This is a genomic window from Mesorhizobium sp. P2_C4 (genome assembly GCF_056404575.1).
In genome coordinates, this window is record NZ_JBFUDT010000007.1 from 166782 (window position 1) to 178952 (window position 12171).

A 12171-nucleotide genomic window follows, 5' to 3' on the forward strand; every position below is an offset into this window, starting at 1 on the left:
GCTCTGGCATTGTCATGCTGCGATGCACAAATATGTCGTCATGTCCCTCCCACCTCTTGCGAGATCATCATGGGTTCTCTGTCTTCGAAGAACGCGCTCGTCACCGGTTCGACCAGCGGTATCGGCCTGGCAATCGCCCGCGCCTTTGCCGCCGAAGGCGCCAACGTCACCATCAATGGGCTCGGCGATGCCGCTGGAATAGAGCAGGAGCGCGCGGGCATCGAGACGGATTTCGGCGTCAAGTGTCGCTATTCCGATGCCAACATGATGGATGGTGCTGCGGTAAGCACCATGGTGCGCGAGGCCGAGGAGGCCTTCGGCAGTCTCGATATCCTCGTCAACAATGCCGGCATCCAGCATGTCGCGCCGATCGAGGAGTTTCCCGACGATAAATGGGAAGCCATCATCCGCATCAATCTGCTGGCTGCCTTCTATGCGATCAAGGCGGCGCTGCCCGGCATGAAGGCGCGCAAATGGGGCCGCATCATCAACACCGCTTCGGCGCATGCGCTGGTCGCTTCGCCGTTCAAGTCCGCCTATGTGTCGGCCAAGCACGGCATTTCAGGCCTGACCAAGACTGTGGCGCTGGAGGCGGCGCAGGATGGCGTTACCGTCAACGCGATCGCGCCCGGCTATGTCTGGACGCCGCTGGTCGAAAAGCAGATCCCCGACACGATGAAAGCGCGCGGCATGACCGAAGAGCAGGTCAAGCATGATGTGCTGCTTGCCGCACAGCCGACCAAGGAGTTCGTTACCGTCGACGAGCTTGCGGCGCTGACGCTGTTCCTGTGCTCGGACGCGGCCAAGCAGATCACTGGCACGACCTTGCCGATGGATGGCGGCTGGACGGCGCAGTAAGCGCCGTTTGGGTGGTGCCAGGCGCCACTCAAACGCTCCTTCCTTGACAATCGCCGCCGATCGATCCAGCATCATGGCAAGGGGTTCTTCGCGACGACCCCGTGAGGCGTCAGCCCAACGATCGCGTCCAAACTCTCATCTCTGGAGGTGGACGCCATGCCGTCAACAACCGCAATCACTGTATCGCAGCTCTCTCGTCTCGTCGGCCTGCCGGATGCGCCGATACTTGTCGATGTGCGCATCGACGATGACTATGATGCCGACCCGCGCCTGCTGCCGGCGTCATGCCGGCGCGACTTCAAGACCGTATCTGACTGGGCGGCCGAGTTCGCCGGGTCTCAGGTCGTCGTCATCTGCCAGAAAGGGCAAAAGCTGTCGCAAGGCGTCGCCGCATGGCTGCGCCATGAAGGCATCGCGGCGGAATCGCTGGAAGGCGGCTTCGAGGCCTGGCTGGCGGCCAAAGGGCTTCTGGTCAAGGCCGACAAGATACCCCGCCGCGACGGCAAGGGCCGCACGGTCTGGGTGACGCGTGCCCGCCCCAAGGTCGACCGCATCGCCTGCCCCTGGCTGATCCGCCGTTTTATCGACCCTTCGGCGGTGTTCCTGTTCGTCGAGCCGGCCGAAGTGCCGGCCGCCGCCGATCGTTTCACAGCGGTCCCCTTCGACATCGACGATGTGTTCTGGAGCCATCGCGGCGAGCGCTGCACTTTCGACACGATGATCGAAGAGTTCGGGCTTCATTCCGAAGCGCTCGACCGCCTCGCCCTGATCGTGCGCGCGGCCGACACCGCGCGCCTCGATCTCGTGCCGCAGGCAGCGGGGTTCCTTGCCGCTTCGCTCGGCCTGTCGCGCATGTTCCGCGACGATCTCGAACAGCTCGAGGCCGGCATGCTGCTCTATGATGCGTTCTTCAGGTGGTGCCGCGACGCCACTGACGAAAGCCACAACTGGCCAAGCGGGGGCAAAGCACCATGAGCGCCCTTGCCGCCGACAACAACGCGCATGCCGTCGATATTCCGGAAGCGCCGACCTTCAAGGAAGCAGCAAAACTTTGGGCCAAGATCGGTCTGCTCTCCTTCGGCGGGCCGGCCGGACAGATCGCGCTGATGCATAAGGAACTGGTCGAGGAGCGCCGCTGGATCGGCGAGCAGCGATTTCTGCATGCGCTCAACTATTGCATGCTGCTGCCCGGTCCGGAGGCGCAGCAGCTCGCCATCTATGTCGGCTGGCTCTTGCACCGGACCGCCGGTGGTCTCGTCGCCGGCACTCTGTTCGTGCTGCCGGGTGCTCTGGTCATGCTGGGCCTGAGCACATTCTACATGCTCTACAACGATGCACCGGTCATCGAAGCGCTGTTCTTCGGCGTCAAGGCGGCGGTGCTTGCCGTCGTCGTCGAAGCGGTCATCCGTATTGGCCGGCGGGCACTCAAGAACCGGGTGATGATGGCGATCGCGGTGGTTGCCTTCCTCGCCATCTATGTCGTCAAGCTGCCGTTTCCGCTGATCATACTGGCGGCAGGGCTGACCGGCTGGATCGGTAACCGTTTTGCGCCGGTGCCTTTTTCCGGAGCCGCGCACGGCAAGGCCAACGCGCCAGATGTTCGGGGCGCCGTCGACCTGATGTTCGAACGCGGCGAACTCGCCCACACCAGGCCGACGAGATGGCATGCGCCGCGCACCATTGCGACGTGGCTGCCGATCTGGCTCGGGCCGGTCGCGCTGATCTGGATGCTGACCGGCTCTGCCAGCGTCTGGACGCAGCTTGGCGGCTTCTTCAGCCTCATGGCGGTGGTCACTTTCGGCGGCGCCTACGCCGCGCTCTCCTATGTTGCGCAAGCGGCCGTGGCGTCGTTCGGCTGGCTGGCGCCTGGCGAAATGGTCGATGGCCTCGGCCTTGCCGAGACGACACCGGGACCGCTCATCCTGGTGCTGCAGTTCGTCGGCTTTGTCGCCGCCTATCGGCATGCCGGCACTATGAGCCCGCTCGCTGCCGGATCGCTCGGCGCGCTGCTGACAATCTGGGTGACATTTGTGCCCTGCTTCTTCTGGATTTTTCTCGGCGCCCCCTACATCGAAGCGTTGCGCGAGAACAAGGCGCTCTCGGCAGCCCTGAGCGCGATCACGGCGGCTGTCGTCGGCGTGGTGATGAACCTTGCTTTGTGGTTCGCGCTGCATGTCATCTTCGGCAAGGTGCAGAGCGTCGGCCTTGGCACCGAGGTCCCGGTGCTGTCCTCCATAGACTGGCGTGCCGCGCTGCTGTCGGCCGCCGCGATGATTGCCATGCTGAAATTGAAGATCGGCATGCTGCCGACGCTGGCGGGATCGGCATTGGCGGGACTGGTGTTGCTGGCGCTGTGACAATCATCACGTCACCGTGATCGGCCAAGAGCGATCGACGCGGAATAAACCGCGATGTTCGCGGGTCTCCTAGGCAGACGCCATTTTCGGGCGCCGCAGGAGATAGAGATGACCCATCACCACGACAGTGAAGACATCAGCGGCGACGGCATCAGCCGCCGTCATGCTCTGGAATGCATGATCTGGGCCGGTACCGGCGTGCTGTGGACGATATCGGGTGGTGTGCCGACATCGCTCAACCTGCTCGGCGCCGCGCAGGCTGCCGAGGCGATGACCTCCGGCTTCACCTTCCTGCAGATATCGGACAGCCATATCGGCTTCGACAAGGCCGCCAACCCGCATGCCATCGATACGCTGAAGGAGGCGATGGGCAAGATCCAGGCGATGCCGCAAAAGCCCTCCTTCCTGATCCACACCGGCGACATCACCCATCTTTCCAAGGCCGCGCAGTTCGACAATGCGGCACAGATCATCGGCGGCGCCGGCTTCGACGTGCACTATGTGCCCGGCGAACACGACCTTATCGACGACGGCAACGGGCAGGCCTATCTCGAGCGCTACGGCAAGGGCACGAAGGGCGCCGGCTGGTATTCATTCGACCAGAACGGCGTGCATTTCATAGGCCTGGTCAATGTGGTGAACCTGAAGGCCGGCGGCCTTGGCAATCTTGGCGCCGAGCAACTGGCATGGCTCGCCGACGATCTTAAAGCGCTCAGCGCTTCGACGCCGATCGTCGTCTTCGCCCATATCCCGCTGTGGGCGGTCTATCCTGAGTGGGGCTGGGGCACCGACGATGCCGCGCAGGCCCTGGCCCTGCTCAAGGGTTTCGGCTCGGTCACCGTGCTCAACGGCCATATCCACCAGATCATGCAGAAGGTGGAAGGCAACGTCACCTTCCACACCGCCCGCTCGACCGCCTTCCCGCAGCCGGCGCCTGGAACGGCGGCTTCGCCCGGGCCGATGACCGTGCCCGCCGGCCAGTTGCGCAGCCTGCTCGGCATCAGCAGCGTTGCGGTCAAGCAAGGCAAAGAGGAGCTGGCGATCATCGACAGCACGCTCGCCGATGCCTGATCCCAACAGCACAGAAGGAACCACCCATGATCCGCATACGCCTCCCCACCCAACTGCTCGCCGCGACTCTTGCCGGACTGGCTGCAATGGCCTCTGCGCCGCTTCATGCGGCGGATGCCCCGCAGGTCAAGATCGAAAACTTCGCCTTCACGCCAAAGACCTTGACCGTGAAGGTGGGAACCACCGTTACTTTCGAGAATGACGATGACATCCCGCATCTGGTGGTCGCCAACGACGCTTCGTTCCGCTCCAAGGCGCTCGACACCGGCGACAGCTATGCCTTCACCTTCACAAAGGCCGGCGACTTCGCCTATTTCTGTGGGCTTCATCCCCACATGCAAGGTACCATTAGCGTCGCGCCATGAGCATAATGGGCGACTGGGAGACGCGCACGATGTTGCGGTGCTGAGCGGCAAGGCGAGGTCGGAGCGGTTCGGCGAGGTGGTCATACCCCACCTCGCTGATGCGCTTTCGCTTGCCCGCTGGCTGACCGGCAATGCCGACGATGCCGAGGATGTGGTGCAGGAGGCCTGCCTCAAGGCGCATGCCGGCATCGCCACTTATCAAGGCGGCAATGCGCGTGCCTGGTTGCTGGCCATCGTGCGCAATGCCTCCTACAGCTGGCTGGCACGCAACCGGCCGCGCGCTGTCATTGCCGTCGGCGACCTTGCCGACCTCGACGAGGTGGCTTCTCCACCCGAGACCGGCCTCGACAGTCCGGAGGCAGCCTTGATCGCCAAGGCCGACACGGCGGCGGTGGAGGCGGCCATCGCCACCCTGCCGCAGGCGTTTCGCGAGGTTCTGGTGCTGCGCGACATCAATGGCCTCAGCTACAAGGAGATCTCGGCCATGCTCGACGTGCCGCTCGGCACCGTGATGTCGCGCCTGTCCAGGGCGCGCGGGCTGCTGATGTCTGAACTGGGGGACAAGCGATGAGCGACACCAGCGGACTGCCGACAAACCCCGCCGATCTCAGCCTTCTGCTGCACGCCCTTGTCGACGGCGAACTTGACGCCGCCACCAGCCTGGCGCTGGAGCGGCGGCTGGTCAGCGATCCAGGGCTCGCCGCGGAACATGCCCGCATCGTGGCCTTGCAAGCTGCCGTTCGCAACCTGCCGCGGCCCGAGGCCAGCGAAGCCTTCCAGGCCCGTATCGCGGCCATTGGCGCCTCCGACATGGCTGGAGCTTCACCGGCTCAAGCGCGGCGGCCGGCCGTGCGGTCAATTCACAGGTTTGGCTCCTTCGACTGGCGCGCCATGGCGGCGTCGATCCTGGTCAGCGCCGTGCTGGCCAGCGGGGCGACGCAATGGCTGATGCTGCGTGGCGCAACCGACGACTTTGCAGTGGCCATCGCCAGTGGCCATCGCCGCAGCCTGCTTGCCACCAGCCCGGTGGACGTCGTCTCGTCGGACCGGCACACGGTCAAGCCCTGGCTGGACGCCCGCATTGGCGTGTCTCCACCGGCGCCGGACCTCGCCAAGGACGGTTTTGCGCTGCTCGGCGGGCGGATCGAAGTGATCGGCGACAGGCCGGTGCCGGCGCTCGTTTACCGGCATCGCGAGCATCTGATCACCCTGGTCGCCGCGCCGCAGGAAGCCGGCACTACATCCGTGCCAGTGGCGACGGATCTTTCGGCCGGCGGGTTCTCGCTGGTGCATTGGACCGACGGGGCTTTTTCCTATTGGGCCATTTCGGACACGGAGCGGCCTGAACTTGACGACTTCGTCGTCCGGTTCCGGGCAGCGATCGCCGCAGGATGATTTTCTCCACCTGACGCGTTGCCGCTCCGCCCGGGGCCCGAAGGAAAATAGTCATTTTGACATCAATCAAATCGGATTTGGAAGAGTATAACCGGCGCACCAGTCAGTCTTCAGCAGCACTGTCGCGATTGGCTACCCCGGGAGGCAGGACAATGATCGACCATCCAGGACGCATGCTGTTGCCGCTGGTGGTTGTGTTGGCGATCTGCGGCCATGGGCGCCTCGCATATGCTGCCGATACCGGCGACGGCGTGGACCAGCCTGCCGCCAAGGCGGCCTTGCTCAAGGCCTATCCGGGACTTTTCACCATATCGGGCAATACACTGACCTGGACCGACGGCACTTCGATGGTGTGGGATGACGGCAAGACGCGCGACGCCGATGCGCTGCTGGACTCTCCCGATATCGAAGACATGTTTCACTTCGTCTATCCCTTGGCCAGTGCGGGAGCCCTGGTCCCGGCGGATGATTTCGATCCCGGTCGTATCCGCAACCAGGCCTTCTTCGAAAAGCTCTACGGCGGCAGCGCTGCCGCGGTGGGCAAGCATATCGCGGATGTCAAATGGCTGCCAAAACTTGGCAAGAAGGTCGTGCAGGTTAGCAGGCTTTTTGGCATCAATGACCGGCTGGGCAAGGTCTCCGACGCGCTTGAGGCCATGCCCCCACAGCTAAGCCGCTACGGGCTTATGCCAGGCGGCGGTTTTGTATGGCGGACCATCGCCGGCACCGATCGATTGAGCGTTCACTCTTTCGGGGCGGCTTTCGATATCAATGTCGGTTTCTCCGACTATTGGTACAACAACAGAAACAAGAAAAATCCGAAGGCACACATCCCATTCAAGAACCGTATCCCACTGCCGGTTGTGGAACTGTTTGAGAAAAACGGCTTCATCTGGGGCGGGCGCTGGTATCACTACGATACGATGCACTTCGAGTACCGCCCGGAATTGCTGTTGTACAAGAAATCCGGCTGACCGGGATTGAGGGTCGGCGTTTCCGGTCGCGTATCTCTGCACGCGTGAGGAAAGCGCCGCCCCGGTTGAATCCGATCTTCCGAACTGCTTCAAAGTCGGTCCTGGATCGCGGGAGGGGATGTGACATGGTGGATTCTGATCGGATCGACAAGCTGATCGCGGCTGTGCCCCCCGCCTTGGCGCTTCGCGCCGGGCTGGACCTTGGCATCTTCACCCGGCTCGGCGGCGATGCTGCGACTGCTGACAGCCTTGGGGCCGCGCTCAAAGTCGAGCCCGATCGTCTGTCGCGGCTCCTCTACGCGCTCGCCAGCATCGGTCTCCTCGAAGTCAAGGATGGTCAATTTCGCAACGGCGCCGAAGCGTCGGAGTTTCTCGACGCGTCCAAGCCGACCTATCGCGGTGGCGATCATGCGCTCCTGCGCGAGCTCTGGGGAGCTGACCTTTTGACCGCAGAGTCGCTGCGGCAGAACCGGCCGGCTGCGCTGCACGACTTTTCCGAAGCGGGGCCTGAGTCCGCGGCAGCCTTCAGCCGCATGCTGGCACCGGGCGGGGTGATCTTCGGCCGAAATCTGGCCCGCGAGATGGACCTCTCGGCGATCGGTTCGGTGATCGACATCGGCGGGGGCGCCGGCACCATTCTGGTCGGACTGCGCGAGCGGTGGCCGCATATTGCGGCGACGCTGATGGAGCTCCCAACGGTCGCAGCCGTCGCGCCAGCCATCCTGTCAGAATACGGTGCCGACGACGTGGTTGTCGAAGAGGGCGACATAACTGTCGCGCCATCGATCGGTCGGCACGATCTGGCGATCCTGAAGGCCGTCGTCCAGGTCCTTCCGCCGGAGCAGGCGCGCAGTTCGATCCTGAACGCGGCGCGTTGCCTTACACCAGGAGGCGAGATCGCAATTGCCGGGTGGGGTGTCGTCGATGACGACCGCCTCGGCCCGTCTGAGGGTGTCTTTCTGAATCTCACCTTCTTGAACCTTTATCGCCACGGCGAATCGTACACAGAAGGTCAGTATCGCGCGTGGATGACCGAGGCTGGGTTCCGGGATATCTCCAGGTCGCGCCTGACGGACCGTTGCACGTTGTTTCGTGCGCGCCTCGCGGGCTGATCGTGGCTGAAATCCCGGCTCTTAAGTTACCACCGAAAGGCTCGCCGGGGCCGGCTGCAACAGACCGGGGAACGGCCCGATCCTGGCCGGGCGATGCCCGGACTGGAAGAGGTTGCTGTGGAGGTTGGCGACCCACTGCTTGCCTTCCGTCGTCAGCTCCAGATAGCGGATCGCGTCGCCGATATAGGGCTCGACCTTCAGCGTGAAGAAATCGGTGAAGATGGCGCCGAGATCGGCGGCGGTCTTGCAGCCGAGCTTTTCCACCATCCCGGTCTCAGAGAACTCGGCAAACAGCGCCGGCAGCTTGCGGTGGTAGAAGGGATCAGCGAGCTGGCCGATCAGGTCCGCGGCCCTGACCAGCGCTGGCTCGGAGTTGGTGACCTGGTAGGCCGGATCGTTCGGCACCGGAAAGCGCGTCATCTCGATCGCCTCGACAATGCGCTCCTCGTTGATGAACTTCGAGGAAGCAAAACGTTGGCGCGCATAGATCTTGGAGCGCTCGATATGATAGGGCGCAAGCACCGCGTCGGAGGCGCCGCGCTGTGGCGTATGGCGGTCGCCGGCCTCGTTAATGACGAAGCTGTCCTCGGTGTCGCCCTGGCACACGCCGTGCACCATGCCAATGTCGTGGACAAGCAGCGCGCAGGTATAATGCAGCCAGTCATCGGGGGTCAGGGATTCCGAGAGCAGCCGGCCGCGGATGATCTGCTGGCCAGCGAGCGTAACCATCAGCGTGTGCTCGATGTTGTGATAGAGGGCGTTCGAATTGCCGATGCGCTCCAAGACAAGGCGGGCCGCCCCGCCTATGTAGCTCGCATATTCCGGATTGCGATGCGAGAAATACTGGAGATAGAGTTCTGACAGATGGTCGCCGAGCCGGTCGGCCATGATGGAGATTGGATTGAGCATGACAATCGCTCCTGACCGCGTTGAAGTACGACAAGTCGCGCGGCAGCGGCCATCCTAGCACGGTTCCGGCGTAGATTTTATCTTAGGACCAACGCCCCAACGCAGCGGCGACTACCGAATGTTACCGCGGTCGCAATAGGGCGCGGAAAGCCGGTCACAGAGACGGACTTTCAAAACTCGGCGGAAACAGAGAGGGGTTGCCCGGGTCAGCCCGACCGTTCGGAGACTACTGCGGCTGACCTGTGGATAAGTCGACCGAATTTTGAGCCAGCGGATACGGTCTATATCTACCGTGACTGAGTGGTGATCCCGACAGGAATCGAACCTGTGACCTACAGATTAGGAATCTGCCGCTCTATCCTACTGAGCTACGGGACCACGCGGCCCGACACATAGCCGCTTCGAACCGTTTCGCCAAGAGGCAGGTTGATGCTGGCAACGCGGCTCTTTTACACCGTGGCGCGGCCTTGAGTTCCAGGCCTGTGTCGTTGCGGTCGGCCCTCGATCCGCTAGCTCCAAGGGCCAAAACGCCGGTGCCGCTTGTGCGACCCGGCGTTAAAATTGTCAGGCGGCCAGCGCGGTTTCCGCCAGCTTCACCCAATAGCTCATGCCATGCGGGATGACCTCGTCGTTGAAGTCGTAGGCCGGGTGGTGGAGACCCGCGCTGTCGCCATTGCCGATGAAGATGAAGGCGCCGGGCCGCGCTTCCAGCATGTAGGAGAAATCCTCGCCGCCCATTACCGGCTGGATGGCGCGGTGCACCTGGGCGTCGCCGGCGACGTTGGCCGCGATATCGCCGGCAAAGACCGTCTCTTCCGCATGGTTGAAGGTTACGGGATAGTTGGCGTCGTAATCGACCTCGATCGTCACCCCGAAGGCCGTCGCCAGCCCGTCGCAGATGGTGCGGATGCGCTCCTCCGCCTTCCTGGCGATGTCCTTCTTCAGCGTGCGCACCGTGCCGGCGATCTCGGCGGTCTCGGGAATGACGTTGTAGGCGTCGCCGGCGTGGAACTTGGTCACCGACACCACCACGGCCTCGACCGGATCGATGCTGCGCGAGGCAATGGTCTGCAAGGCGCCGACAAGCTGACTGGTGATGACGATCGGGTCGATCGTGCCATGCGGCATCGCCGCATGGCCGCCGCGGCCCCTGACGGTGATGGTGAACTCGGCGGTCGCCGCCATGATCGGACCCGGCCTGATGGCGAACTCGCCGACCGCCAGGCCCGGCATGTTGTGCATGCCGAACACCCGGGAGATGCCGAAGCGATCCATCATGCCGTCCTTGACCATCTCGTTGCCGCCGCCGCCACCTTCCTCGGCCGGCTGGAAGATAACCGCCACCGAGCCGGCGAAATTGCGCGTCTCCGCCAGATATTTGGCGGCCCCCAGCAGCATCGCCGTGTGACCATCATGGCCGCAGGCGTGCATCTTGCCGGGAACCGTGGAGGCGTAAGGCTTGCCGGTGATCTCGTTGATCGGCAGCGCGTCCATGTCGGCGCGCAGGCCGACGGTCGTGCCTTGTCCCTTGCGGCCGTGGATGATGCCGACGATGCCGGTTTTGCCGAGCCCGGTCACCACGTCGTCGCAGCCGAATTCCTTCAGTTTCTCGGCGACGAAGGCGGCGGTCTTGAAGACGTCGAAATTCAGTTCTGGCGTCTGATGCAAATGGCGTCGCCAGCCGGCGACCTCATCCTGCATCTCGGCGGCGCGGTTCAGGATCGGCATACGGGTTCCATCTCGCTGTTGGAGCAGACGGCTGTGGCCTGCTGCATTGCAATTGTGATTGTCAGGCACTTTGCCATGTTGACGTCACATAGGGTAAATAGCACCGCAAACAATATGGTTCGAGGATGAGGGTCGGACCGCATTGTGCTGGCCATCGCGTAATGAAACCTTACGGAGCCAGAGGCGACTACGGCAAGAGGCGATTTCGGATTCGATCATGCGGCACAGGCATTTCCTCACATTATTGCTGGCGGGCGCCGTGGCGCTGCCCGCGCTGGCCGGACCGGCTCTGGCCAATCCGTCGATCCTGTTCGACCTGAAAAGCGGCAAGATTCTTCAGCATCAGGATGCTTTCAGGCGCTGGTATCCGGCTTCCTTGACCAAGCTGATGACCGCCTATGTAGCCTTCCGCGCCATCGCGGCCGGTGAGGTCCAGCTCGATTCGCCGATCAAGGTGACAAAACATTCAGCCGGCGAACCACCGAGCAAGATGGGCTTCAAGCCCGGCTCGGTGATGCGACTCGACAATGCGCTGAAGATGATGCTGGTCAAATCGGCCAATGACATCGCCATGGCTGTCGGCGAGAATATCGGCGGTTCGCAGGACGCGTTTGCCGCACGCATGAATGCCGAGGCGCAACGGCTCGGCATGACCGGGACGCATTTCGTCAATCCGAACGGGCTCTATTCGCCGGACCAGTACACGACGGCGCGCGATCTTGCCCTGCTGGTGATGGCGATCCGCAGCGAATTCCCGCAATACGCCCCCTGGTTCTCGATCGAGGGTCTTGCCGTCGGCAAGAAGACACTGCCGAACTACAATCTTTTGATCGGCCGCTACCCGGGCGCCGACGGCATGAAGACGGGTTTCGTCTGCTCTTCCGGCTTCAACATGATCGGCTCGGCAACGCGCGACGGGCGCACGCTGGTCGCCGTGGTGCTTGGCGAAAAATCAGCGGTGAGCCGTGCGGAGACCGCGGCCAAACTGCTCGATCAGGGCTTTGCCACGCCGGCACCGAACTTGGTCACGGTCGCGGCTCTGCCTTCCTATGGCGATGCCGTGTCAGCCAACGACCTGCACGACGAAATCTGCAAGAAGAAGGCGCCCAAGGAACAGTCCGAGGCTGCACCGCCGCCAGTAGCCGAAAAAGACAAGGACGTGCCCAAATCGCCCTATCAGGAAAAGCTCGACCATGTGCCGACGCTGGTTGCCGTCGGCCTTGGCGGCGCCACCGGACCGGCGCCGAAGGCCATGCTCGACCAGGGCGGTCAGGAATTCGCCGATGTGCCGCTGCCGAGCTGGCGGCCCGATTTGCCGGCGCCAAAGGGCGCCGAGCCGACAGCGTCGGGTGCCGCCGCCGCGGCCCAAGGCGACCAGCCCGTCAAGGCGCTGAATTAGCCC

The 12171-nt window shown here is 63.3% G+C and carries 12 protein-coding genes and 1 tRNA gene; 10 read left to right on the forward strand and 3 right to left on the reverse strand.

What is annotated here, in order from left to right:
• The first annotated feature begins 69 nt into the window (after positions 1-69).
• From AC1DX6_RS24370 to AC1DX6_RS24410, 9 genes are all read left to right on the forward strand, one after another.
• Positions 70-858, forward strand: a complete 789-nt coding sequence (locus tag AC1DX6_RS24370) for a 3-hydroxybutyrate dehydrogenase (protein WP_477318052.1) — start codon at positions 70-72, stop codon at positions 856-858.
• A 156-nt stretch (positions 859-1014) separates the two neighbouring features.
• Positions 1015-1833 (forward strand): chromate resistance protein ChrB domain-containing protein, encoded by an 819-nt coding sequence (locus tag AC1DX6_RS24375; protein WP_477318054.1) that lies wholly within the window; start codon positions 1015-1017, stop codon positions 1831-1833.
• A complete protein-coding gene (gene chrA, locus AC1DX6_RS24380; RefSeq protein WP_477318056.1) occupies positions 1830-3215 on the forward strand; it encodes a chromate efflux transporter in 1386 nt (461 codons plus the stop codon). The genes AC1DX6_RS24375 and chrA overlap by 4 nt, the downstream gene beginning before the upstream one ends.
• Before the next feature lie 108 nt (positions 3216-3323).
• A complete protein-coding gene (locus tag AC1DX6_RS24385; protein WP_477318058.1) occupies positions 3324-4286 on the forward strand; it encodes a metallophosphoesterase family protein in 963 nt (320 codons plus the stop codon).
• A 26-nt stretch (positions 4287-4312) separates the two neighbouring features.
• Complete coding sequence (locus AC1DX6_RS24390) at positions 4313-4651, forward strand: cupredoxin domain-containing protein (protein WP_477318060.1); 339 nt, start codon at positions 4313-4315, stop codon at positions 4649-4651.
• 76 nt (positions 4652-4727) lie between these two features.
• Positions 4728-5222: a sigma-70 family RNA polymerase sigma factor gene (locus tag AC1DX6_RS24395; protein WP_477318062.1), complete on the forward strand. Its 495-nt coding sequence runs from the start codon at positions 4728-4730 to the stop codon at positions 5220-5222.
• Entirely contained in the window at positions 5219-6046 is an 828-nt protein-coding gene (locus AC1DX6_RS24400) for an anti-sigma factor family protein (protein ID WP_477318064.1), read from the forward strand. The genes AC1DX6_RS24395 and AC1DX6_RS24400 overlap by 4 nt, the downstream gene beginning before the upstream one ends.
• A 152-nt stretch (positions 6047-6198) precedes the next feature.
• Positions 6199-7020, forward strand: coding sequence for a M15 family metallopeptidase (locus AC1DX6_RS24405; RefSeq protein ID WP_477318066.1), 822 nt, complete (start codon positions 6199-6201; stop codon positions 7018-7020).
• Between the two features lie 125 nt (positions 7021-7145).
• Positions 7146-8132, forward strand: a complete 987-nt coding sequence (locus AC1DX6_RS24410) for a methyltransferase (protein ID WP_477318068.1) — start codon at positions 7146-7148, stop codon at positions 8130-8132.
• 21 nt (positions 8133-8153) lie between these two features.
• On the opposite strand, the gene AC1DX6_RS24415 is transcribed toward AC1DX6_RS24410, so the two are convergent.
• From AC1DX6_RS24415 to AC1DX6_RS24425, 3 genes are all read right to left on the reverse strand, one after another.
• Positions 8154-9041, reverse strand: coding sequence for a metal-dependent phosphohydrolase (locus tag AC1DX6_RS24415; protein ID WP_477318070.1), 888 nt, complete (start codon positions 9039-9041; stop codon positions 8154-8156).
• Positions 9042-9342: 301 nt separating this feature from the next.
• Positions 9343-9419, reverse strand: a tRNA-Arg gene (locus tag AC1DX6_RS24420).
• Positions 9420-9605: 186 nt separating this feature from the next.
• Positions 9606-10769, reverse strand: a complete 1164-nt coding sequence (locus AC1DX6_RS24425; RefSeq protein ID WP_477318072.1) for a M20 aminoacylase family protein — start codon at positions 10767-10769, stop codon at positions 9606-9608.
• A 217-nt stretch (positions 10770-10986) separates the two neighbouring features.
• Here AC1DX6_RS24425 and AC1DX6_RS24430 point away from each other — a divergent pair, with 217 nt between their 5' ends.
• Positions 10987-12168 carry a D-alanyl-D-alanine carboxypeptidase family protein gene (locus AC1DX6_RS24430; RefSeq protein WP_477318074.1) on the forward strand — a complete coding sequence of 394 codons (1182 nt, stop codon included), beginning with the start codon at positions 10987-10989 and terminating at the stop codon, positions 12166-12168.
• The last annotated feature ends 3 nt before the right edge of the window (positions 12169-12171 follow it).